The organism is Meiothermus cerbereus DSM 11376 (assembly GCF_000620065.1).
GTDB classification, from domain to species: domain Bacteria; phylum Deinococcota; class Deinococci; order Deinococcales; family Thermaceae; genus Meiothermus; species Meiothermus cerbereus.
Genome location: NZ_JHVI01000032.1, coordinates 1 through 23,644, shown reverse-complemented (window position 1 = coordinate 23,644; position 23,644 = coordinate 1). Strand labels below are relative to the sequence as shown.

Annotated in this window: 19 protein-coding genes and 1 pseudogene; 15 read left to right on the top strand and 5 right to left on the bottom strand. The window is 63.3% G+C overall.

Going from position 1 to position 23,644, the window contains the following annotated elements:
* Positions 1-229: 229 nt before the first annotated feature.
* The 5 genes from Q355_RS0111690 to Q355_RS0111670 all read left to right on the top strand — a co-directional run bounded on the left by Q355_RS0111690 (position 230) and on the right by Q355_RS0111670 (position 5,674).
* Positions 230-1,474: an S-layer homology domain-containing protein gene (locus tag Q355_RS0111690; protein ID WP_027877971.1), complete on the top strand. Its 1,245-nt coding sequence runs from the start codon at positions 230-232 to the stop codon at positions 1,472-1,474.
* A gap of 90 nt (positions 1,475-1,564) precedes the next feature.
* Positions 1,565-1,990: a hypothetical protein gene (locus tag Q355_RS0111685; RefSeq protein ID WP_027877970.1), complete on the top strand. Its 426-nt coding sequence runs from the start codon at positions 1,565-1,567 to the stop codon at positions 1,988-1,990.
* A 161-nt stretch (positions 1,991-2,151) separates the two neighbouring features.
* Positions 2,152-3,378, top strand: a complete 1,227-nt coding sequence (locus tag Q355_RS0111680; protein ID WP_027877969.1) for a DNA polymerase Y family protein — start codon at positions 2,152-2,154, stop codon at positions 3,376-3,378.
* 64 nt (positions 3,379-3,442) lie between these two features.
* On the top strand, positions 3,443-5,323 hold the full coding sequence (dnaX, locus tag Q355_RS0111675; protein ID WP_027877968.1) for a DNA polymerase III subunit gamma/tau: 1,881 nt from the start codon (positions 3,443-3,445) through the stop codon (positions 5,321-5,323).
* A gap of 75 nt (positions 5,324-5,398) precedes the next feature.
* The gene (locus Q355_RS0111670) at positions 5,399-5,674 is read left to right on the top strand and encodes a metal-sensitive transcriptional regulator (protein ID WP_027877967.1); all 276 of its coding nucleotides are present in this window, start codon (positions 5,399-5,401) and stop codon (positions 5,672-5,674) included.
* A gap of 34 nt (positions 5,675-5,708) precedes the next feature.
* Here Q355_RS0111670 and Q355_RS17270 read toward each other — a convergent pair.
* Together Q355_RS17270 and Q355_RS0111660 are read right to left on the bottom strand one after the other, a co-directional pair.
* A pseudogene (locus Q355_RS17270) lies at positions 5,709-6,333 on the bottom strand (DUF5995 family protein).
* Between the two features lie 64 nt (positions 6,334-6,397).
* Positions 6,398-7,300, bottom strand: a complete 903-nt coding sequence (locus tag Q355_RS0111660) for a hypothetical protein (RefSeq protein ID WP_027877966.1) — start codon at positions 7,298-7,300, stop codon at positions 6,398-6,400.
* A gap of 261 nt (positions 7,301-7,561) precedes the next feature.
* On the opposite strand from Q355_RS0111660, the gene Q355_RS0111655 reads away from it, so the two are divergent.
* The 7 genes from Q355_RS0111655 (at position 7,562) to Q355_RS0111625 (ending at position 15,922) form a co-directional block, all read left to right on the top strand.
* On the top strand, positions 7,562-8,608 hold the full coding sequence (locus Q355_RS0111655; protein ID WP_027877965.1) for a LacI family DNA-binding transcriptional regulator: 1,047 nt from the start codon (positions 7,562-7,564) through the stop codon (positions 8,606-8,608).
* Positions 8,609-8,620: 12 nt separating this feature from the next.
* A complete protein-coding gene (locus Q355_RS0111650) occupies positions 8,621-9,910 on the top strand; it encodes an ABC transporter substrate-binding protein (RefSeq protein ID WP_027877964.1) in 1,290 nt (429 codons plus the stop codon).
* A gap of 281 nt (positions 9,911-10,191) precedes the next feature.
* Positions 10,192-11,043, top strand: a complete 852-nt coding sequence (locus Q355_RS0111645; RefSeq protein WP_027877963.1) for a carbohydrate ABC transporter permease — start codon at positions 10,192-10,194, stop codon at positions 11,041-11,043.
* Positions 11,040-11,840 (top strand): carbohydrate ABC transporter permease, encoded by an 801-nt coding sequence (locus Q355_RS0111640; RefSeq protein ID WP_027877962.1) that lies wholly within the window; start codon positions 11,040-11,042, stop codon positions 11,838-11,840. The genes Q355_RS0111645 and Q355_RS0111640 overlap by 4 nt, the downstream gene beginning before the upstream one ends.
* Before the next feature lie 55 nt (positions 11,841-11,895).
* Positions 11,896-12,957 carry an ABC transporter ATP-binding protein gene (locus Q355_RS0111635; protein ID WP_027877961.1) on the top strand — a complete coding sequence of 354 codons (1,062 nt, stop codon included), beginning with the start codon at positions 11,896-11,898 and terminating at the stop codon, positions 12,955-12,957.
* 2 nt (positions 12,958-12,959) lie between these two features.
* Entirely contained in the window at positions 12,960-14,249 is a 1,290-nt protein-coding gene (locus Q355_RS0111630; protein ID WP_027877960.1) for an MGH1-like glycoside hydrolase domain-containing protein, read from the top strand.
* Complete coding sequence (locus Q355_RS0111625) at positions 14,246-15,922, top strand: sugar phosphorylase (protein WP_027877959.1); 1,677 nt, start codon at positions 14,246-14,248, stop codon at positions 15,920-15,922. The genes Q355_RS0111630 and Q355_RS0111625 overlap by 4 nt, the downstream gene beginning before the upstream one ends.
* A 14-nt stretch (positions 15,923-15,936) precedes the next feature.
* On the opposite strand, the gene Q355_RS15810 is transcribed toward Q355_RS0111625, so the two are convergent.
* Positions 15,937-16,548: a lysoplasmalogenase gene (locus tag Q355_RS15810; RefSeq protein WP_051529405.1), complete on the bottom strand. Its 612-nt coding sequence runs from the start codon at positions 16,546-16,548 to the stop codon at positions 15,937-15,939.
* A 76-nt stretch (positions 16,549-16,624) separates the two neighbouring features.
* On the opposite strand from Q355_RS15810, the gene Q355_RS0111615 reads away from it, so the two are divergent.
* The 3 genes from Q355_RS0111615 (at position 16,625) to Q355_RS0111605 (ending at position 22,526) form a co-directional block, all read left to right on the top strand.
* A complete protein-coding gene (locus Q355_RS0111615; protein WP_027877958.1) occupies positions 16,625-17,380 on the top strand; it encodes a DUF1175 family protein in 756 nt (251 codons plus the stop codon).
* Positions 17,381-17,462: 82 nt separating this feature from the next.
* Positions 17,463-21,938: an alpha-2-macroglobulin family protein gene (locus Q355_RS15805; protein ID WP_036259367.1), complete on the top strand. Its 4,476-nt coding sequence runs from the start codon at positions 17,463-17,465 to the stop codon at positions 21,936-21,938.
* A gap of 15 nt (positions 21,939-21,953) precedes the next feature.
* On the top strand, positions 21,954-22,526 hold the full coding sequence (locus Q355_RS0111605; protein WP_027877957.1) for a hypothetical protein: 573 nt from the start codon (positions 21,954-21,956) through the stop codon (positions 22,524-22,526).
* 61 nt (positions 22,527-22,587) lie between these two features.
* On the opposite strand, the gene Q355_RS0111600 is transcribed toward Q355_RS0111605, so the two are convergent.
* Together Q355_RS0111600 and Q355_RS0111595 are read right to left on the bottom strand one after the other, a co-directional pair.
* Positions 22,588-23,154 carry a sulfatase-like hydrolase/transferase gene (locus Q355_RS0111600; protein ID WP_027877956.1) on the bottom strand — a complete coding sequence of 189 codons (567 nt, stop codon included), beginning with the start codon at positions 23,152-23,154 and terminating at the stop codon, positions 22,588-22,590.
* A 22-nt stretch (positions 23,155-23,176) separates the two neighbouring features.
* The coding region (locus Q355_RS0111595) for a transposase (RefSeq protein ID WP_027876815.1) at positions 23,177-23,644 on the bottom strand (468 nt) is incomplete at its 5' end.

Sequence of the window (23,644 nt, the reverse complement as noted above, 5' to 3'; positions counted from 1 at the left end):
CATTTTGCCTTCATGAACGGAGCCGCACACAGGGAGTCGTTGTTGTGCGCGGTGCAGGAAGGCGGCCCCAGCAAATTTTTCACCTGCATCCGCCGCCCCAATCATGAAATGGGTGATAGGGTTCCCAATTTCAGTTATAGCGCAGCCAGCGCAAGCCCTCACCTTGGCTGCGTAGCGTAGGAAACGGAGCCAAGCACCCTTGGCTTCAAAAGCCCAGAAGGAGGTTTGTATGCTAAAAAGCCGTTTAGCCATTATCAGTTTTGTGCTGGCTACATTTTTTGGAGTATTTGCCAGCGCCCAGACCCAGTTTCGGGATATTCCGGCTGGGCACTGGGCCCGCCAGGCCGTGGAGTTTGCGGTGCAGTGCGGCCTGATCGAGGGTTTCCCCGATGCCACCTTCCGGGGCAACCAGAACCTGACCCGCTACCAGGCCGCCCTGATTTTCTTCCGACTCTACCAGACCAACCGCCTCGAGAACGCCCGCCCCGAGTGCCGTCTGGCCGTTGAGCGGGGGGCACAGGAGGTAGCCCCCGAGCTTCAACAACTTCAGCAACGCTTTGCTGCCCTCGAGCGCACCAGCCAGGATCAGGCCGGTAAGCTGGCCGCGCTCGAGGCCGAGGTCAGGCAGGCCATCGAGACCAGCCAGCGCGTAGCCGCCCTGCAGGAGCGCCTGGCGGCCCTCGAACAGCAGATCCAGCGACTGGCTCAGGCCCCGGCCCAACCGGCGGGGCCCACCCCAGCCGAACTCCAGGCCCGTATTGCGGTCTTGGAGCAGCAGATTCAGCGCCTGAGCCAGGCCCCCGCCGCCCCTACCGCCCCGCAGGATGCAGTGGCCCTCGAGCGCCGCATCGCCACTTTGGAGGAACAGATTCGCAACCGTCCCGATGCCGCCCGCGTAGCCGCCCTGGAAGAGCAGGTGCGCGCCCTGAGCAACCAGGTCACCACCTTGCAAGGCCAGGTCAACGAGCTGCGCCAGCAGGCCCAACAGCCCGCGCCCCAACCCCAGCCTCAACCGCAACCGCAGCCCCAACCTGAAGTACGACCGGTGGCACCCGTGGCGCCTCCGACTCGCAACCTCTACTTTGGCGCGGGCGCTGCCCTGGGCATCATCCCTCAGCCGGCTGGTGGCATCTTCGACAGCAGCAACCTGAACATCAGCGGGATGGTGGGCGTACGCGAGGTGTTCCTGGGCTTTGGCCTGCGGGCCGGCCTGGACTACAACCTCAGCACCAATGCCCTGGGCCTCGAGGCCTACCTGATGCGCCACTTCGGCAGTGGGTTGATTAGCCCCTATGTGGGTGTGGGGGCCCGCTTCCTGCCGGCCCTGGCCAACCCCATCTACGGCACCGCCGCGGTGGGGCTCGACCTCAACCTGTTTGGCCCCCTGGGCCTCTTCGTGGAAGGCAATCCCCGCTTCGAGAGCGGCGGCAACGTTGGCCTGGGAGCCCGGGCAGGCTTTAAGCTAAACTTCTGATCGCGCTCTCTACGGAAAAAAGGGCCCTCCTCTGGGGGCTCTTTCTTTTTGCACCACAGCCCATGTTGCCCATGCCTATACTGTGACTAGATGCGAACCTTTTTGGGATGGTTCATCGTGGCAATGAGCGGGTTTTTTGTGGTAGCTGCCATCAGCGACCTGGTTTCGGGCAACACAGGCGAAGAGGGGCCTGGGGTTCTGGCGGGCATAGCGGTGTTTTTTGCCATTGTGGGGGCGCTGGGTTATCGCCTGGCCAGCGCTAAGAACCCTCGTAACCTAGCCACATCATCCGAACAACGCATCCTGGCCCTGGCCAAGCAGATGCAGGGCCGGGTCACCCTGGCCGAGGTGGTGCTGCACTGCCAGCTGGAAATCGAACAGGCCCGCACCCACCTGCGCGAGATGGTCCGCAAGGGGCTGGCCGAACTGCACCTGAGCGACCAAGGGGACGAAGTATTTGTGTTTGCGGGGTTTGTCCCCGATACCAAAGAGACCGCCAAAGACCCCCTGGACTGAGCCCCCTGAGCATTGCTCAAACCCCCCAACTCTCCCACACCAGCAGGTCGCAGTAGGTGTCCGGATAGTTGGCTCTTGCAAAAATGCAATAAATGTATTATGTAGTATACATACTAACTGGATCGGTTCGGTGAGCATAATCCCCCATCCCGGAGGCTCGCATGGGCATCAACTACTTGTTCCTGGACATGAATTCCTATTTTGCCTCGGTGGAGCAACAGCTCCGGCCCGAGCTGCGCGGCAAGCCCGTGGCGGTGGTGCCCATGCTGGCCGAGACCACCTGCTGCATCGCCGCCAGCTACGAGGCCAAGCGCTACGGCATCAAGACCGGGACACAGGTACAGGATGCCCGGCTGTTGTGCCCCAAGCTAGAAGTCGTCGAGGCCCGCCCCAAGGAGTACATCCGCATTCATCACCAGATTCTGCGGGCAGTAGATACGGTACTGCCAGTGGAGGCGGTGCTCTCGATTGACGAGATGGTCTGCAAGCTGATGGGCCGGGAAAAAGAGCCTGCTCACGCCCGAAAGCTAGGGGAACAGGTCAAAGAGGCCATCTACCGGCACGTCGGGGATCAACTTCGCTGTTCGGTGGGGCTGGGGCCCAACCGGTTTCTGGCTAAGGTGGCCGCCGAGATGCACAAACCCGACGGCCTGACCCTGCTGCAGCTCTCCGACCTGCCCCATCGGCTCTATTCGCTGCACCTGCGCGATCTGCCGGGCATTGGCCCCAACATGGAGCAGCGCCTGTTCAAGCACGGTGTAACCAGCGTGGAGCAGCTCTACCGGCTTTCTGTGCAGCAGCTGGCGCGGGTCTGGGGCAGTCAGATTCACGGCTTTAGCTGGTGGCATCGCCTGCGCGGGGCCGACCTGCCCGAAGCCCCTACCCGGCGGCGCAGCCTGAGCCACTCGCACGTGCTGCCCCCGGTATTTCGTAGCGAGGCCGGGGCCCGCGCGGTGCTCACCCGGCTGGTGCATCGTGCGGCAGCCCGCCTGCGCCACGAAGGCTACTGGGCGGGTTCTGTAGCCCTGTTTGTGCGCTTTCTGGAAGGCGCCGAAAAGCGCAGCTGGGAGGCCCATAGCCGCATCCAGCCCAGCCAGGACACCCTGAGCCTCCTGCGGGTTAGCCTGCAGCTCTGGCAGCAAAAACCCGAGGGCTCCCCCTTCAAGGTGGGTATTGTCCTGGGCCACCTGATTCCCGAGCTCGAGCTGAGCTGGCCGCTGTTTGAGTCCGACCAGAAGTTGGTACGGCTAGCTCGTGCCATGGACCAGGCCAACGGCAAATACGGCCCCCAGGCCCTCTACTTTGCCGGCATGCACCGCACCGAGCAAAGCGCCGTGACCCGCATTGCCTTTAGCCGCATCCCCGACCTGGATCTACCGGATATTTAGCATTCTGGCGGCCCGGCTGCCCCCCAGCTTTGCGCTTTGGGCTATGGGCCTTAAGCTAGAACCCGTGAGTGCGCTCTACCGCCAGGCCCGTCCCACCACCTTCGACGAGATGGTGGGGCAGGAGCATGTCAAAGAAGTGCTGATGAATGCACTCCGGCAGGGCAAGCTAGCGCAGGCCTATTTGTTTTCGGGGCCTAGAGGGGTGGGGAAAACTAGCAGCGCCCGGCTGATTGCCCAGGCCGTCAATTGCAGCCAGAACCCGAAACCTTGTGGGGTTTGCGAAGGTTGCCGCTTGGTGCGGGAGGGGCGTCATCCCGATGTGCTGGAAATTGACGCCGCCTCCAACAACTCGGTAGAAGACGTGCGCGACCTGCGCGAGCGAATCTTGCTGGCCCCCATCCTGGGCAACCACAAGGTGGTGATTCTCGACGAGGCCCACATGATGTCCAAAAGCGCCTTCAACGCGCTGCTGAAGACGCTCGAGGAACCCCCCCCGCACGTGATTTTCATCTTCGCCACCACCGAACCCGAGCGGATGCCCCCCACCATCCTCTCGCGCACCCAGCACTTCCGCTTTCGTCGGCTTTCCGAGGCCGAGATTGTAGAGAAGCTACAGCGCATCCTGGCCGGTCTGGGCCGCGAGGCCGAACTTCCTGCCCTTGGGCTGGTGGCCCGACTGGCCGACGGGGCCATGCGCGACGCCGAGAGCCTGCTCGACCGGCTGCTGACCCTCGAGGGCCCCCTTACCCTCAAGCAAACCGAAGACGCCCTGGGGCTGCCCCCCCAGGAAGCCCTGTTTGCCCTGGCCGAGGCCCTGGGCCAAGGGCAGCTTCGCCGGGCGCTGGAGCAGGCCCACCACCTCTACGCCCAGGGGTTTGCCGCACGCACTCTGGCCCAGGGGCTCCTGGAAGCCCTGCGGGCCGGCCTGTACGGGCGCATGGGGCTTGGACGATCCCCTTCGGGACAGGCTGACGCCTATGGGGGCACCGGCCCCCACCTGAACCAGCCCGAAGAACGCCTGGTGGCCGCCATGACCGCGCTGGACGAGGCCCAGGAGCGCCTCCTGAAGCGCTCCGATGCCCTCTCGCTCGAGCTGGCCGTGCTGAGCGCCTTTCAGGCCCTGCATGCTGCCCCAACAGCCCCGTCCACCCCAACCAGCACCCCGGCCATCCCCGAGTTTGACCCCAGACCCAGAAAGCCAGAGGGGCGGACAGCGCGCCCTCCGGAGCGCGAAGAAGCGCCCGCATCCCCCAGTCCCACCCCGCAAAGCGTGGCCGACCTGGCCTCGGAGTGGCGGCGGGTCATGGGGGCGCTAAAGACCACCATCCGGGCTTTTGTGCGCGAAGCCGAGCCCCGTTTCGAAGAAGACAGGCTGGTTTTGCTGTTTCCAGAGCAAAAAAGCTTCCACCACCAGGGCGCACAAAAGCATCTGAGCGATATCCAGAAAGCCGTGCAGGAGGTGCTGGGCATCCCGCAGGTGGAGCTCAGGCTGGGAGGGAAAAAAAAACTAGCGGATGAGCCCTCGGCCCGTCCCTCCAGGCCCACCGCACCCGAGCGCACCAGCAACCCGGCGGCCAGCGCCGAGTCCGTCCCTTCCCCTGCTCCGGCACACCCCCCGCTACCCCCCGAAGATAAACCCACCCCCACTACCGCTCGCGGGCCCGCTCCAGCCGAGGCAATCCAGGAAGCGCCCAGCCCAGCCCTGGAGCCCCCCGAACCGGAGCCCTGGAGCCCCGAAGACTCGCCGTTTGATGCACCCCCATCCGACGATATGCCAGAGGAGGCCGAGGCCAGACCCGGCAGTGAAGCCAGCCTACTGGAAGACCCCCGCTTTCAAAGGCTGGTTCGGCTATTTGGTGGAAGGCTGCGAAAGTTTTATCCCGAGGCCCCGCGCGAGGCGGCCCTCGAGGCCACACCTGCGGACCTCGAGGGGGAGGCCGATTAAAGACGCCGCTGTGCAGTAGGCCGAAAATGTCGGCAATCACCCACGGCCCCAGGAAACCGGATAGACTATGTTTATATGAACACCACCGACCTCAACGGTGAAACCCTGGATGGCATTCTCAAGCGCCTGCGCCGGATCGAAGGGCAGGTGCGGGGCTTACAAAAAATGGTCGAGGAAGGCCGCCCCTGCGAGGAGGTGCTGACCCAGATGACCGCCACCAAGAAAGCCATGGAGTCGGCCTCTACCCTGATTCTGCAGGAATTCCTTACCCTCTGCGCCACCGACATCGCCAAGGGCGACAGCCAAAAACCAGCGCAGATTGCTGCGATGCTCCGTAAGTTTGCTGGCTAACGCTAGCGCTGGAGCAGGATCGAATCGGCCACCTTTAAACAGGCCTTTTCGACCTGCTGGGCCAGCAACGCACGCGCGGCCTGGGGGGCTGCCCGCGGTCAAGGGCGTTGCGCCAGACCCGGTCGCGCCAGCCCGCAATTAGGCGCGAAATCAACCACTCGTCCAGCGAACCCATCAGCCGATCCACCAGATCCATCTTGGGGTCGTAGCGTTCGATGACCTGATCCTGTACGGCGTCTATGGTCTGGGCAATCATCACGTTCACCTTGCAGTGGTCGGCGTAACGCATCTGGCGCTGCCCTGGGCTCAAAAGGAGCCACTCATCTTGCAGCAGGTCGCTTACGGCAAATACCAAGTCGTAGTTGATGTGCGCGTTAACCTAGCAGCAGTTTTTGCAGGGCTTTCAGGCTGGGGCTCTGGCTGCCGTAGTGGGCAATCTGCCACACCGTCGGGGCGGTGAGCGGGTCTTGTTCGTAGGCCTCGAGCGCCTCAAAGTAGTAATCGGCGAAGTGGTGGAGCAGCCGGTTTACCCAGCCTGGGTCTTGAAACGCACCCTGATCCAGCGCAGCCAGCATGTTCTGGGTCATCATGGAATAACAACTCAGAAACACCGCCCGGTGGTCGTTGGTTTCGTCCCACCGTCGAACCTGCGCCTGCATACGCTCGACAACCGACATGCTGAATCCCCTGCTGGATTTAGGTTACACGAGACCCCAACCGGGGTCAAAAGCCCCCTCGGCCCCGAATCTGGGACACCACCCATTGCAGGGCGTCGCTGCCTCGAGCCGTGACGCCGCTATGGTCTTCACGGGACTGGAAGCGCAAAAGCCCGGTCTGGCTGCCATCGAGCCGGTAGTCGGGATCGTCGTCGTGGATAAAGTTGAGCGGAGCCAGGTTAAGTGGGCTGCGGCTGACGACCTCGAGGCCCACCTGGACGTTGGGGGGAACCACATCGTTGAGGTCTTGCCTGGCGCTCTGGCCCGGTACCGCAATCACCTTGCAGGGGCCACCCCCTTCATCGTCGTTGAGCGGGAAGGGACGGCGCAGACCCCGCACGTCGTAATACCCCTGAATAATGCGGTTATTGCGCAGGTTGTCCGTATCCCAAAAGCTGCAGATGGCGTCCAGGTAGATAAAGTAGTCGAACCGTACCTCGGGGTGGTTCCAGGCCAAGAGACTGGCCCAGACGGTGCCGTGGGAATGGGCCAACAGCACCACTCGAGTGGGGTTCTCGAAGCCCCTAATCCAGTATTGGTAGATCCGCCGCAGATACCCTTCGGCCTCGAGGTAGCCGTTTTCCTGCTGCCTCGAGATGCCGCTGGTATGGGCATACAGGAAGGCCGAAACGTCAAAGTACTCTACGCTGTAGCCCAGCTCACGAAAGGTATCCACCACTGTCTGGGCCGTCTGGCGCGGCGTGCTGCTACGGGGAAACACCAGGTCGTCGAGGTAGCCATAGTTGTCAAAGGGCGGATTGCAGCCATCGCCCACCACCGGCAACGAAGCGCAGCGCCCCGAGAAGCCCATCACCACCACGTCGGGGCTGCCTGCCGGACGCAGGTTGCGCTGGGGTGGGGCAGGTACACAGGCCGCCAGGAGCAGCATCAACCAGAGAAGGTGCTTCACAACCACTAGGGTACAACCCTATCCGAGGGGGATCTCGGCGTACAGGGTTCTGGAGAAAACCGCGGGTGCGACATCGGTGGCCCAATCGTCAACCAACTCCCATCGCGTAGCTTACCGACGAGCTCGCTGCCATAGCCCCTCTACCCGGTTCACGACGGTGCATTGCAATGGGGGGCTTGCAAAAATGGAGGGGCAGTAGTAGATTGTGGAAAACGTTTACATCATGTACTGGAGAAGCTCTTACCTACACCGGAGCTCCCTATGTCTAGCCGCAAACCCACCCCCCTGGCAGTAGATATCCGCCGCGTGGCGCAAGAGGCGGGGGTATCCATTGCAACGGTCTCGAGGGTGCTCAACAACCCCGATCGGGTCAGCCCCCAGACCCGCACACGGGTGATGGAGATTGCGACCCGCCTGGGCTACCGTCCCAATCCAAATGGCAAGCGCCTGCGCAAGGGCCGTGCCGAGACCATCGGCCTGGTGATTCCCTCACCGCCAGGCCGTTTTGCCGATTCGTTTTTTCTGGAGCTATTGGCCGGGCTGGGCGAAGGACTCTCCGATGCCGGACTGGATTTGCTGGTAGCAACCTGCCCGCCCGGCTCGGAAGAACTGGCCTGTTACCGGCGCTTGGTGGAGGGTAAACGGGTCGAGGGCCTGGTGGTGGCCCGTACCCGCCGCCAGGATGAGCGTATTGCTTATCTGCTCGAGCACAACATCCCCTTCGTTGCCCACGGGCGTAGCGACCTCATCACCACCCCTTATCCTTATCTGGACATAGACGGGCAACAAGGCTTCTACCTCGCCACCAAGCATCTGCTGGGTCTGGGCCACCGCCGCATCGCCTACATCGGCGCCCCCCACGAGCTCAACTTCGCTGCGCACCGCCGGGCCGGCTTCCAGCAAGCCATGGCCGAAGCCAGGATACCCATTCGTCCCACCTGGGTGGTAGAAGGCGACCTGAGCGAGGAAAGCGGCTACCACCTGGCCCAAAAGCTCTTGGATACCTCCGACATCCCCACCGCTCTGCTGTGCGCCAACGACCTCATGGCCATCGGGGTTTTGCGGGCCTTGCGGGAGCGAGGGCTCAAAGGCGGGCAGGAAGTCTCGGTCATCGGCTACGACGACATTCCTCAGGCACAATACACCGATCCCCCCCTTTCTACCGTGCACCAGCCCTTCCGGGATACCGGCAAGCGGCTGGTGAAGATGTTATTGGATCGGCTGGCCGGAGCGCCGGTTTCGCAGCTACAGGAGGTCTGGGTTCCTGAGTTGGTTCTGCGGGGGTCGGATGGGCCACCGCAAACATAAAAGGAGGAAGGCATGAAGAAGAGCAAGTGGTTGTGGTTGGGTCTCTTGGGCACCTTGTTGGTGCTATCCGGGGTACTGGCGCAACAGACGGCCTCGCTGCTGTTTGTCTCTACGCAGTTCACCCCCATCGAGGAAGCCCAGCGGATGCGGCAGGTGATCCTGAAGGATTTTCAGGGGCGGGTGGAGTTTATCCCCGAGGACAACGCTCCCTTCACCAACCGCATTCTTTCCGAAGTTCGCGCAGGCCGGGTGAACGTGGGCCTGGCCGGGGGCCTGCACGGCGACTTCCCCCCGCTCATTGCGGCTGGAGCGCTGGACACCGTAGACGATGTGATGGCCCAGCTCAAAGACCGGCGGTTTTCGCAGACTTTCGTGAACCTGGGCAAGATGGGCACAGGCAACCAGCTCTATATCCCCTGGATGCAGGCCACCTACATTATGGTCGCCAATCGGCAGGCCCTGCAGTATCTGCCGGCGGGGGCCAACGTCAATACACTCACCTACACCCAGCTCAAGGAGTGGGCCGCCAACATCCAGCGGGCCACCGGGCGACGCATGCTGGGCTTTCCGGCAGGCCCCCGCGGCCTGATGCACCGCTTTACCCAGGGCTACTTGTACCCCTCGTACACCAAGAGCGCGGTGACCAAGTTTAGGAGCGATGAGGCCGAGAGCATGTGGCTCGAGTTCAAAAACCTCTGGCAGCACGTGAACCCCCAGTCCACCAGCTACGACTTCATGCAAGAGCCGCTGCTGGCGGGTGAGGTCTGGATCGCCTGGGATCACATCGCCCGCCTGCGCGATGCCCTGAACCAGAAACCCAACGAGTTTGTGGCCTTCCCCGCCCCCATTGGGCCCTATGGACGGGGCTTTATGCCGGTGCTGGCCGGGCTGGCCATCCCCAAGGGCAGCCCCAACCGGGCCGCCGCCGTGGCTGTCATCGAGTACCTGACCCGCCCCGAGGTGCAGATCACCACCCTGGTGCAAAACGGCTTCTTCCCCGTCATTCAGGTGCGCCTGCCCGACAACCTGCCCCAAGGCATTCGCATGGGCGCCGATGCCATCGCGCGGCAGGCCCAGAGCAACGTGGCCCTGCCCAGCCTGCTGCCGGTGGGCCTGGGCGCCAGGGGCGGGGAGTACAACAAGGTCTTCCAGGACACCTTCGCCCGCATCGTGTTGCGCAACGAGGACGTGCGGCGGGTACTCGACAGCGAAGCCGGCAACCTGCGCCGCATCATGAACGAAACCCGGGCTCCGTGCTGGTCGCCCGACCCTGTCAGCAGCGGGGCTTGCCCGGTGAACTAGAGCGGTCTTCAGAAAGAATGGCGCAATTCCAATCAGGACAAGTGCTGTTCCAGGATTGTTTTTCCGCTGCTCCTAGCGGCAAAAATAGCGAAGACCGCGATAGGGCGGAAAGCTGAAGGCACCGACCTTTGAGGTTTTGCGAGCAACACGGGTTGGGTGCTGACAAGCCGCAATAGCCACCGGTGCGATTTGACCCGCTTGGAGGGGTCGGTAATCCCAACTACCGGCCCCTTTCCATCCAAGCGCCGTCACCCGATACGGGAACGAAGGGAAAGGGTTCAATGCGTAGTGAACGGTATATCCCCTACGTGCTCATCTTGCCGAGCGTGCTGTTTTTGTTGTTTTTGTTCGCTTGGCCGCTCCTGGAAGCCCTGCTCTTGTCGGTGCGGGGCAGCGGGGGGCAGTGGACGCTCGAGAACTTCCAGCGCATGGCCGCCGACCTTTACTTCCGCGATGCCCTCAAGTACACCTTGCTCCTGACGGTGGTGATTGTGCCCTTACAGGTGGTGTTGGCCCTGGGCATGGCCATGCTGCTGGGAGGCCTCACCAAGGGCCGCGACCTGTTTTTGTATGTGTGGACCATCCCGTTGGGCATTTCCGACCTGGCCGCCGGCATCGTCTGGCTGGCAATTTTTACCGAGCGTGGATATCTCAATAGCTTCTTGCAGGGCATTGGCATAATACAGCAACCGCAGTTGTGGCTGAGCTACGAGACCCCCCTGATGATTTTTGTGGCGGTGGTGGCGGCCGAGGTCTGGCGGGCTACCGCCATCGTGTTTGTGATTCTGGTGGCGGGCTTGCAGCTTATTCCTAAAGAATACAGCGAGGCCGCCGAGGTGTTCGGGGCCACCCCCTGGCAGCGCTTCTGGAAGGTCACCCTGCCGCTCTTGATGCCCAGCCTACAAGTAGCCTTGATTCTGCGCACCATCCTGGCCCTCGAGGTGTTTGCAGTGGTGGTCGCGCTGGGTGGGCGCAACCTGCCGGTGCTGGCGGGGGAAGCCTACTACTGGTACAACGCCTATCAAAATCCGGGGGTTGCGGCTGCTTACTCGGTCATCATTTTGGGCATCTCGGTGGTTGCCACACTACTTTATTTGCGACTGATGCGCTCTAAGCAGGAGGGTGCCGCATGAACCTGCGTCTTTTCTACATGTTTTTGGCCATCGTGCTGGTGTTGTGGGTGCTGATTCCCATCTTCCTGATTACCACCCTGGCCTTTAGCGATCGCCCTTCGGTGTTTGCCTGGCCCAAAGGGCTCTTGCCCCAGCAGTTCTCTTTAGAAACCCTGACCTTCTTTTTTGGCGTGGAGGGGGTGTGGAAAGCCATCCGCAACAGCCTGACCGTGGCCGCCATGACCCTGGTTTTTTCGGTGTTGCTGGGGGCCCCCGCCGGCTATGCCCTGGCCCGCTATCGTTTTGCGGGTGCCGACGCCTACCGCCTGCTGATTCTGATGACAAGGGCGTTTCCCCTGGCTATTCTGGCGATTCCGCTGGCGGTACAGTTCATCCAGTTGGGCATCTACGACACCGCCTTTGGGGTAGCGCTGGTACACACCGCCTTGGCCCTGCCCTTTGCAGTGCTGGTGACCAGCAGCCTGTTTCTGGGCATCCCCAAAGAGTTGGAAGAAGCGGCCTGGACCCTGGGCTGCAACCGCATCCAGGCCTTTTTGCGGGTGGTGCTGCCATTGGCCCTGCCGGGACTAGCAGCCACGGCCATTTTTGCCTTTGTGATCTCGTGGAACGAGGTGTTCGCCGCTACCTTGCTCACCCTGCGCGAGCGTACCCTACCGGCCTTCCTGCTCACCTCGCTCAACGACTCCCCCCTGCCCTTCCGCTTTGCAGGTGGCTTCTTCCTGATTGTGCCGGCCCTGGTCTTCATTTTTATCATTCGTCGCTATTTGTTTACGCTGTGGGGCATTGCCAACCGGTAAAGCGTGGCAGGCCAGAAAGAATCTACGCCTGTGCTCTTGGCTCTTTAGGAGGTTTATGGCTTCCATCCGAGTTGAAAATATCGAGAAAACCTTTGGTAAGTTCAAGGCCCTGAATGGGGTTTCGCTCGAGGTGCGCGACCAGGAATTCGTGGTGCTGCTGGGGCCCTCGGGCTGCGGTAAGACCACCCTCTTGCGCATCATTGCGGGCCTCGAGCAGGCCGAAAAGGGGCGGGTCTGGATCGGCGAGCGGGATGTGACCGAACTCCCCCCGCGCGCGCGCAAAATCGCCATGGTATTCCAGAACTACGCGGTTTTTCCCCACCTTACGGTGCTCGAGAACATCGCTTTTGGTCTGCGGATGCAAAAGGCCACACCGGAAAAAATCAGGGCCAATGTAGAGCGGGCCGCCAACCTGATGCACATCGAGAACCTGCTGGGGCGCTACCCCGCCCAGCTCTCCGGCGGGCAGCGCCAGCGGGTGGCGGTGGCGAGGGCCCTGGCGGTCGAGCCGGAGGTGCTGCTGATGGACGAGCCTTTGTCCAACCTGGATGCCCTGCTGCGCCTGGAGATGCGGGCCGAGCTCAAACGCCTTCTGGCCGAGAGCCGCACCACCACCCTCTACGTGACCCACGACCAGGTAGAGGCCATGAGTCTAGCCGACCGTATTGCGGTGATGAACACGGGCTACGTGGTGCAGTACGACGAACCGATGAAAATCTATCAGGAGCCGGCCAATACCTTTGTGGGTGGCTTTATTGGTAGTCCTCCCATGAATTTTTTGAAGTTGCCGGTCGAAGGCAAGCAAGCCAAGATTCAGTCACTCACCCTGGATCTGCCCACGGCGGTATCCGGCCCCGAAGTCTTGCTGGGCGTAAGGCCCGAAGACCTGGAAGCCTTTACTATGCAGCAACCGCAAAGTTTCCCCGCCGAGGTGCTGGTGGTGGAGCCCCTGGGACCCCACCTCCTGCTGACCTTGAGCTTTGGCCAGCAACATATCAAAGCCACCGTACCCCCCGATTTCGAAGTCAAAGCTGGACAAACCCTCTGGTTCAAGCCCCAGCCCGATCGCCTGCGTTGGCTCGACCCCGGCAGCGGCCAGGCCCTCACAGTGAGGTAGCCATGCAAATCCAGGAAACCCTCGTTCAAGAAGCCCGTCGGATTCTTCAGGCCAACGACCGGGGGGGCTTCACCATCCCCACCGCCGGACTTTACCCGTTTCAGTGGCTGTGGGATGCAGGTTTTACCGCCCTGGGCTGGATGCAGTTTGACGAAGCCCGGGCCTGGGCGGAGTTCGACCTGCTCTTCCAGGGGCAGTGGGAGAACGGTATGCTGCCGCACATCGTCTTCCACCGGCCCGAGCCCACCTATTTCCCCGGCCCGGAGCGCTGGGGGGTCAAGCGCACCCCGCCTACCTCTGCCATCACCCAGCCGCCCGTGGTCGCAACGTTTGTGCGCTGGATGCTCGAGCAGGCCCAAAACCAGGCTTTGGCCCAGGAGAAAGTCCGGCAGCTCTACCCTAAAATTCTGGCCTACCACCGCTGGTTCAAGCGCGAGCGCGACCCCCAGAACACCGGCCTCGTCACCGTGCTGCACCCCTGGGAGACCGGGGCCGACAACAGCCCGGCCTGGGACGAGGCCCTCGCCAGGGTGCAGGTAGATCCGGCGCTTCCACCCTACACCCGCCGCGACACCACCCACGTAGACCCCAGCCAGCGCCCCCACCAGGCCGAGTACGACCGCTTCCTGACCTTGCTCGAGGTCTACAAGCGGGCGGATTTTGATCAGCTTCGTCTCTTGCAAGAAGGTCCCTTTCGGGTGGCCAGCCTACTGATTGATTGTGTGCTGCACCGGGCCAACCATGATTTGCTGTGGCTTTCCCAGCGGTTTGGTTTTGGCCACGAAGGCGAAATCGCCGGGTGGCTCGAGGCCAGCCGGCAGGGCATCGAGGGCCTGTGGGACGAGGCCGCAGGGCTCTATTTCAACCGCGACCTCCTCACCGGCGAGCCCATCCGGGTAGGGGTCTCGGCCTCTTTTCTGCCTCTATATGCCGGAACCGCCAGCCCGGAAAGGGCCGGGCGCCTGCACGAGACCCTCCAGGGCTGGGCCCGGCAGGTGCGCTACCTCGTCCCCAGCACCGACCCCCAAAGCCCCCGCTTCGAACCGCAGCGCTACTGGCGCGGCCCGGTCTGGGCGGTGGTCAACTACCTGATTGCCCTGGGTTTTGCCGAGTACGGCTACCCCCAAGTGGCCGAGCGGATTCGCCAGGACACCCTGAAGTTGTGCGAAGTTACCGGCTTTAGCGAGTATTTCCACCCCCAGACCGGGCAAGGCCTGGGGGGTGGGGCGTTCTCCTGGACGGCAGCCATATACTTGGCTTGGAGCCGCCTTGGAGGTGGCGAAGCCTCATGACCCGAACCCTCACCACCGACCTACACCAAAAAATGCTGGAGCACCTCGAGTTCCTCTACCCTGGCCGGGGGTCAGAAGTAGGGGAGCGGCTTCTGGCCCTGCTCGCGCGCTATCCAAACCTTGCCGCCGCCCAGCCCCAGCCCATCTGGAGCGAAAAAGACGCCATCCTCATCACCTACCCCGACCAGATTACCCAGGCCGGCGAGGCCCCCCTGCAAACCCTGCACCGCTTCTTGCAAGCGCACCTGCAAGGGGTGTTCTCCGGGGTGCACATCCTGCCCTTCTACCCCTATACCTCCGACGATGGCTTCAGTGTAGTGGACTTCAAACAGGTCAAGCCCGAGTGGGGCACCTGGGCGCACATCCAGGCCATCGCCCAGGACTTCCGCCTGATGGCCGACCTGGTCTGCAACCACGTCTCGGCCTCGAGCCCGTGGTTCCAGGCTTTCTTGCAGGACGACCCCCGCTACAAAAACTACTTCATCGCGGTGGAGCCCGGCACCGACCTCTCCAAAGTCTTCCGGCCCCGCGCTTTGCCCTTGCTTACCCCGTTCCAGAGCAAGAGCGGCGAAAAGCTGGTCTGGACGACCTTCTCCACCGATCAGGTAGACCTCAACTTTGCCCACCCCGAGGTGCTTTTAGAGGTGCTGGATGCGCTTTTGTTTTACGTCCAGCAGGGCGCAGGCCTCATCCGCCTGGACGCGGTGGGTTTCATCTGGAAAGAACCGGGCACCACCTGTCTGCACCTCGAGGGCGCTCACCGCATCGTAAAGCTCATGCGGCTGGTGCTGGATGCGACCGCGCCGCAGGTGGTTCTGATTACCGAGACCAACGTACCGCACCAGGACAACATCTCGTATTTTGGGAACGGGCACGACGAGGCCCAGATGGTCTACCAGTTCCCCCTGCCCCCGCTGGTGCTGCACACCTTCCGCACCGGCGATGCCAGCAAACTTGCGGCCTGGGCAGCGGGCCTAGAGCCCCCCTCGGAGCGCACCACCTTTTTCAACTTCCTGGCCTCGCATGATGGGCTGGGCGTGGTGCCCGCCAATGGCATTCTGGAGCCTGAAGAAATTGCTGCCCTCGTTCAGCAGACCCTCGATCACGGAGGGCGGGTCAACTACAAAGACACGCCGGAAGGCCCGGTGCCCTACGAACTGTGCCTGACCCTATTTGATGCGCTCAACCATCCGCACAGCGATGAGGACGAAGACCTCAAGATTGCCCGCTTCATGGCCGCCAATGCCGTTCTCCTGAGCTTGCAGGGTGTGCCAGGGGTCTACATCCACAGCCTCTTTGGTTCCCCCTCCGACCATGCCGGCCTGGCAGAAAGCGGGATCAACCGCCGCCTCAACCGGCACAAGTTCACCGGGCCGGAGCTCGATGGGCTGCTCTCCAATCCCCACTCGCGCGCCCACCAGGTGCTGGCCCACTTCACCCACCTGCTCAAGGTGCGGGCGTCTCACCCGGCTTTTCATCCCAATGCACCACAGACCATCATGGCCTCGAAGGAGGTGCTGCGCATCATCCGGGGCTACCGCGACCAACAGGTGGGCTGCTACATCAACGTGACCAACCGGCCCCAGCCCATCCAGCGGGTGGGGCGCGACCTGATTAGCGGCAAATACTTCGCCGGCAGCCTACCGCCCTATGGGGTGGTGTGGCTGGTTTGAAGCGGGGCCAGCCTTCAGCGCATCGACCCGGCCAGCAGGTACTGGGCCGCATAGTAAAGCGGCAGGCCCAGCAACGGATTCAGCGGCTGCTGCACCACAAAGCGCTGCCGGGCCACAAACAGGTCGGAAAGGTAGAAGAGGAGCGCCCCCAGCCGCACCTCTGGCCGAGGCACACCCAGCCCCACCCAGAGCATCAGGCTGATGACCACCCCATAGGCCAGCACCGGGGCCTTCCAGCCTCCCATATAGGGCCACAGCCAGCGCATCCAGAAGTACCCGGCCAGCAGCACCAGCAGCAAACCCCACAGGGAGGGCGCACCTACCTGCAAGAAAGCCCCCAGGTAGGCCAGGTGGGCCAGCAGAAAGGCCACCAGACCCCCCAGAAAAGCCCGGCTCGAGGCCAACAGCAAAAGCACATCCCCCACCGCAGAAAGCAGCAGCCCAGCAAAGACGAGCTGGGCAAATAAGCTATCCAGGCCCAGGCTAAGGGCAAAGAGCAGGAAGCCCAACGAGCACAGAGATTTGAAGAGGGCTCGAGCCGTGCGCCGCTTCTGCCACTCGGCCCATAGCAAGCCCAGCAGGCTGAAACCCCCCAGTCCAAGCCAAAGCCAGCTCCATTCGTTCATGCGCTCCGCACCCTCTTGAGACGGCCTTTAGACGAAGCCCAGTTTACCCTGGCTCGCGCTACAATCGGAATTAACCATGACGCACTGGGCCAGCATACTGCGGGTAGGGCTTCTGGGGTTTATTTTGACCGGGGCCCTGGCCCTGGCCGCACCCCCCCTACCCGCATCCCCTTCCAACCTGGCCGACCTCGACCAGGACGGCTATCCCGACATTGCCGAGTTTCACAGCAGCGCCCAGCGCGAGGCTTTTCTGGAGTGGTTTGCCGCCATTGCCGAAGCCCAGTTCACCGCCCCCTCGCCCGCCTGGCTACCCCAGGAGCAAGACTGCGCCGGCCTGCTGCGTTTTGCCTTTTTTGAGGCCCTGAAGCCAAAGACTGCGGCCTGGTTCCAGAAGTTCCCCTACCTGCCCAGGGTGCAGGCCCCTCCCATTAGCGCCTATCCCCTGCCCCAGATTGGCCGTGCGGTCTTCCGCATTGCCCCGGGGGCCTACCGTCCCGACGATGTGCAGGCAGGCCGCCTGGTGGGGTGGGCCAGCGCCATGTACCTGATGCGCTACTCGAGCGTCTTCCTGGGCCGCACCCCGGACAAGGCCCGGCGCGGCGACCTCTTGTTTTTTGTGCGCCCTTTGGCCCGGGGCTCGGCCTATCACAGCATGGTGTATCTGGGAAACAACCTGGTGGTCTACCACACCGGCTACGCCCCCTCCGAAGGGGGGGAAGTGCGCATGGTGAGCTTGGAAACCCTGGGCAAGCACCCCCAGAAATACTGGCACCCCCGGCCCGACAACCCCCACTTTTTGGGGTTTTACCGCTGGAAACTCGCGAGCGACTAGGTTGTCGGTTTGGCTGAAATCGAGCATCTTCTGTTGGTTTGCACGCGCAGGGTCTTTTAGGCGGATTCAGGAGGCAGATGTTATGAAGGGTTTTGGGCGAGCGGGGTTGGGCATTTTAGGAGCGGTTTTACTGAGCTGGATACCGGGGTCGGCCCAGCGTCCGGAACCCCAGTTGTACGGGGGCGGCACCTACAGCCCTACCCAGCAGGTACGGCTGGAGTATTTCCTGCCCGGAGGCGGCCGCAGCCAGATTCGTCTGCTGCGGATTCAGAACCCCCAAAAGGTGGTGGAGCTGGGGGGGCCGCGCGATTTTCAGCGCACCCGCGAACTCGACTTGTCGCCGGTACGCACCGTGCTGGTCTTTCGCCCCCAGAACAGGCCCTATGGCGAGGTGAGCCTGGGGCGCCTGCCCGAGGGCTTGTATCTGGCCCAGATCGGCACCCCCCGTCCCACCTCGGCCACGCTGGTGCTGGTGACCAACCTGGGGCTGGTGGTTAAGTCGGATTCGGAGCGCCTACTGACCTATACCGCCAGCCTGGAGAGCGGGCAGCCCCGCACCGCCCAGATTTTTGTTTCCAAGGACAAGCGCATCGTGCAGCAGGTGCGGGCCGAAGGCGGGCTGGCCCAGCTTCAAAGCAACCTGCCCAACGCCGAAAACCTTTTTGTGGCAGCCCGCTCGGGTACTTCCTGGGCCTTTAGCAGCGCCTACTGGCAAAGCTGGAACCTGGAGCAAAACCGGGTCTACCTGGTTACCGACCGCCCGATCTACCGCCCCGGCCACACGGTCTTCTTCAAGGGCACCGCCCGTAGCACCAGCGGTCTGCGCCCCGTTGTGGGCCAGCCCGTCGAGGTGGTGGTGCGCGACTACGACGACAACGAGGTGTTCTCGGGCCGCTTCACCACCGACCGCTACGGCAGCTTTAACGGTCAGTTCCGCATCGGACTGGATGCGCGGCTGGGGGGATACACGCTGGTAGCACGCATACAAGGCCGGGAGCATACAGGTGAGTTCGAGGTGCAGGAGTTCGTCAAGCCCGAGTACAGCGTGCGCGTGACCCCCGAGAAGCCCGTGGCGGTGCAGGGGGAGAAGGCCCGCTTTGTGGTGAAGGGCGAGTACCTGTTTGGCGGGGCGGTTTCGGGTGGCAGGGTCAGTTACGCCCTCATCCAGCGGCCCTACTACCGCTTTGCCTATGTCTCGAGCTTCGGCTTCTACCAGACCGAGGCATACGAGGACACCTACGAGGGCAAGATCGTCGAGCGCGGCGAGGGGCGGCTCAATGCCCAGGGGGAGCTGGTGGTGGAGGTGCCCCTAAAACCCGAGGGGGAGGACTACCGGCTGACCCTCGAGGCTGGCGTGAGCGACGAAGCCGGGCGGGAGATCAGCGGAACCGGCTTCCTCACCGCCTACCGCGCCGGCATCGTGCTCGACATCCGCACCGACCAGTACGCCTACCAGACCCAGGACACCCTGACCGCCACCGTGCGGGCCCAGGACCTGGAGGGCAACCCGGTCTCGGTGCCCTTTACCCTGAGCGCCAACCGCGCCTACTGGGTGCGGGGCCGGGGCGAGCAGCGCGAGCCGGGAGCCCGAGTCCAGGGGCGCACCGACGCCCAAGGCCAGGCCACCATAAAGCTCAAGCTGCCCAAGCAGGGCTCGTATGCCCTGGTGGTGCAGGCCCGCGACCGCGCCGGGCGGGCCACCCAGGCCGAGGACTGGGTCTGGGTCTCGGATGGTTCGTACTGGTACTGGGACTACAAGAGCCTGAAGATCACTGTGGACAAGCCCGAGTACCGGGTGGGCCAGACGGCCCGCTTTGTGGTGCAGTCGCCGGTTTCGGACGGCTGGGCGCTGGTAAACCTGGAGGGCCCTCGCCTCAGCAAGCCCGAAATTGTACGCTTCCAGGGCTCCACCTTCACCTACGAGCTAAAGCTCACCCCCGAAATGGCCCCCAACGGCTACCTCTCGGTTACGGTGCTGGGGGGCGGCGAATATTACTCCGACGTGGTGGGCTTCTTGTTGCCGCCCGTGGAGAAATTCCTGAACGTAGCGGTCTCCTCCGACAAGGCCACCTACAAACCCGGCGAAACCGCCGTCTACCGCCTCAAGGTAACCGATAGGAACGGGCGCCCGGTGCAGAGCCAGGTCACGCTGGGCCTGGTGGACGAGGCCATCTATCTGGTGCGCTCCGAAAAGGCCCCGGACATCCGGGCCTTCTTCTGGGGCCTGAGGTCCAACGTGGTGGGCACCCAGACCGCCGGGGGCTACTACTTTGGCAACGTGGCCCCCGCGCCCGCCACAGCGGCTCGAGCCCCCATGGACAAAGCGGTATTTGGGCAGAGCAAGGAGGCGCTGGCCGCCCCCAAGGTGCGCGAGGACTTCCGCGATACCATCCTCTGGCTGCCCGAGGTCGAAACCGACGCCCAGGGCGAGGCCCGCGTGGAGGCCCGCCTCCCCGACAACCTGACCCGGTGGCGCCTGACGGCCCGGGCCATCTCGCTTTCGGACAGCGTGGGACAGGCCACCCAGACCATAACCACCACCCTGCCGGTGATTGCCCGGCTGAGCACGCCGCGCTTTTTGGTGCGCGGGGACCAGGCCACGCTGCGGGTCATCGGGCAGAACAACCTGGAAAAAAGCCAGGACGGCCAGCTCCGGCTCGAGGCCACCGGGCTCAGCCTGCTCACCCCCCCCACCACCCTGGCGCAGCTTCCCGCGGGGGGCCGGGCTGCCAGCGGCTATCGGGTACGCGCCGACCAGAGCGGCAGCGCCACCCTGCAGGCTTCGGCCCTGACCCCTGCTGCCTCCGATGCCCTGCGCACCCGGCTGCCCATCTTCCCCAAAGGGCTCAAGCAGGAGCTGGGCTGGGCCGGGCAGTCGGGGGATAGCTGGAGGTTTAGCCTGCCCGCCCGCACCGACCTCGGCCAGACGCAAGGCCGGCTCTACCTCACCCCCTCGCTGGCTGCCGCCGTGACCCCCGCCCTGGGGTACCTGGCCGGCTATCCCTATGGCTGCTCCGAGCAGACCATGAGCCGCTTTTTGCCCAGCGTACTGGCCAAACAAGCGGGGGGTTTGGCCCAGTTGCCCCCAGAGCTGGCACAAAACCTCGACGACTTTGTGGCCGCCGGCCTCAAACGGCTCTACGACTTCCAACACGACGACGGTGGCTGGGGCTTCTGGCAAAACGATACCTCCTCGCTTTATATCTCGGCCCATGTGCTAATCGGGTTATTGCAAGCCCAGCAGGCCGGTTACCCGGTGCGTAAGGAGGTGCTCGAGCAGGGCGTGACCTACCTGCTCAAAACCCTGAACCGCCCCGACGCCCACACCTACGCCGCCGATGCGGTGGCTTATGCCGCCTATGCCTTTGCCCTGGCCGGGCCAGCGTACATGCCCAACGAACGCTCCTCTATCGGGATGGAATTCGCCCGAGCACCCAAGGGTTGGCAGCACGCCCACCGGCCGCACCTGACCCGAGCCGCTTATCAGCAGGCCCCGCCGCTGGATTTTGGCTACCTGCAAGGCTACCTAAAGAGGCCCGACCTCACCCCCTACGGCCATGCCCTCATCGTGCTGGCCTATCTGCAAAACGGCAACCGGGCCCAGGCCGAGCAAGCCCTGGAGGGTCTGCTGGCCAGGCGAACCGAACGGGAGCGCACCGCCTACTGGGAGGTACAGGCCCCGCGCTGGGCCTGGAACGACGACCGCCTCGAGGCCACCGCTCGAGGTCTGGAGGCCCTGGCCCGGCTGCGCCCCAACCACCCCGCCATTCCCAAGATTGTGAACTGGTTCATGCAGGAGCGCAGAGGGGCCCGCTGGGTCTCCACCAAGGACACCGCCGCGGTGGTGGTAGCCGCCCTGGCCCTTGCGAAGGCGACCGGTGAACAGCCCGGCGAGCAGGAGGTGCAGATTCGGGTTAATGGGCAGGCGCAGAGCCTGAAGGTTCCGGCCAAAGGGGCCGAACTAAGCCTGGAAGGCTTAAAGGTAGGCGAGAACGAGATACAGGTCATCGGCAGCCAGCGCCTGTATGTGAGCGCCAGCCTGAGCTACTTTGAGGAACGCGAATACCTGCAGCCCGAAGCCAGAGGCCTGCGGGTGGCCCGCACCTACCAGAAGCTTACCCCCCGCTACGATGCCAAAGCCGAACGTTTTGTCTACGAGCGCAGCCCCCTCAGCGGCCCGGTGAAGTTGGGCGAGCTTTTGGTCGTAACCCTCACCCTGCGCCCCGAGCAGGGCGCGCTGCGTTATGTGGTGGTGGAGGAACCCACCCCAGCCGGCCTGGTGGTGGTGGAAAACGACGATTCCTTCCGCATCGCCGGGGTGCGCTCCCGCTACGGCGACGACTACTACGGCTGGAACTACTGGTTCGATGGGCGGGAGGTCCGCGACCGGCAGGTGGAGTTCTTCTTCAGTTACCTGAGCGGGCCGGTTACCTTCACCTACGTTTTGCGCGCCGAGACCCCCGGCAGCTTCACCGCGCTGCCCACCCTGGCCTGGATGATGTACGAGCCGGAGGTGCGGGGGGTCGGAACGGCCCAGCAGGTGCGGGTGACGGAGTAAACCAGCAGGGGAAATATGCCCTCGCCTGCCCGTCTTTTGGTTATTTTGCTGGCCTTGCTGGGCCCTGCGCTGGCGCAAACCTGGAAAACCGCCCACGCCCCCGGTTTTGTGGTACAGGTCGCGGCAAAGGCCGATGCAGCGCACCTGCGCGAGGTTTTTGCGGTCTTACAAAAGGCCCGCCGGAACCTGCAAGCCGCCGGTTACCCGCTTCCGCCAAGGGTGAGCGTGGTCATCCACCCCGACCTGAAGTCCTACACCCACGCCACCGGGCTGCCGTGGTTTATCCTTGCTACCGCCAACCGTCAGAAGCACCGGATTGACACCCAGCGCCTGCGGGTTCTGCTGGAGCGGGGGGGCCTGGAGCGCACCCTGCGTCACGAGCTTTTTCACCTGGCCCAGCCCGAGGGTTGGCCCCGCTGGAAAGCCGAGGGGCGGGCCATGCGCTTTGCCGGTGAAGAGCCTACCGCACCGCCCCTCGAGGCCGTCGGCGAGGCTGAACTCGAGCGCCTCCTGGCAAGCCCACCCAACCCCCAGAACCTCCGTCGGGCCATGGCCACCGCCTATCGCTGGAGCGGCCCACTTAGGTGAGGTTCCCGTAACGCAAACCACCTCGAGCGCTTTCGTCCTTGCGGCGCCCTCTTCGGATGTACTATCCCAAGCGAAGCACCCGCCCCTCCCAGGCTGGTTCTGGAACTACCCCCAGCAAAGCAGCCGCAGTAGGCGCCAGCTCCAGAAGACTCACCTGTTCGGCAATTTGCAGGCCTCTGGCAATCCCAGACCCCCAGGCAATAAAGGGCACGGTCATATCCTCGGGGTGCTCGCTGCCGTGCATCCTGAGGTGCCCGCCGTGGTCACTCATCAGCAGAAGAAGCGTGTCTAAGGGCAAAGCCTCCAGTACCCGGCCTAGCAGGGTGTCCACATGCTCCACCTGCCGCAGGTAGGCCGGGCTCATCCAGCCTTCCAGGTGCCCCACTTCATCCACACTGCCCAGATATAAGAAGGTGAAATCGAGCTCACCCGACTTGATGTAAGGCATCGCTGCCTCCACCACCCGCACATCGGAGACCTCTGGGTTGTGGTCGTAAGCAATTAGCTTTGAAACCGCCAGGCTCAGGGGGCGGGCCACATCGCGCAGGGGCTCCCAGGAGTAAAACATCCCGCTGCGCCTGCCAGAGTGTTTGAGCACCTCAAAAAGCCCCGGCACCGGGCGGGCCATCGGCGTATAGGTGTTGGTTAACTCAAAACTTGCACCTCTTGCATAGCCTGCATAAACCTGCTTTTCCTCTCACTTCATCCGGCGGTGGGTGCCAGAGGCCTAGGGCATGAAGTTCCCCCAGTGCCGCCTGAGCTACAAGTCCGGGCAAGAGAAGGCGCAGGGACTCCCTGGCCGCCTCCCGCCAGGTCAGCCCCTCTCCCTCCTGCTCCATCCGCACCCAGTGCGCCAGCAGGTAGGCGAGAAAGCAAAGCACCAGGAAGCGATGCACCCCTAAGGGGGTTCTCTGGCCGAATTGCCCCAAAGAAAACTCGCTTTTCATGGCCTTGAAGAAATGCTCGATGCTGAACCTCCGCCTGCCCCACAGGAGCACCGTCCTTCCGCTGGCGGGAAAGGTGGCCACCACATACCGCCATTCCCATTTCCCCTTGGGCAGAGGGTAGCGGTACCAACTGACCCAGACCGGAAAGGCCAGACCCCGTAGGTAAACCTT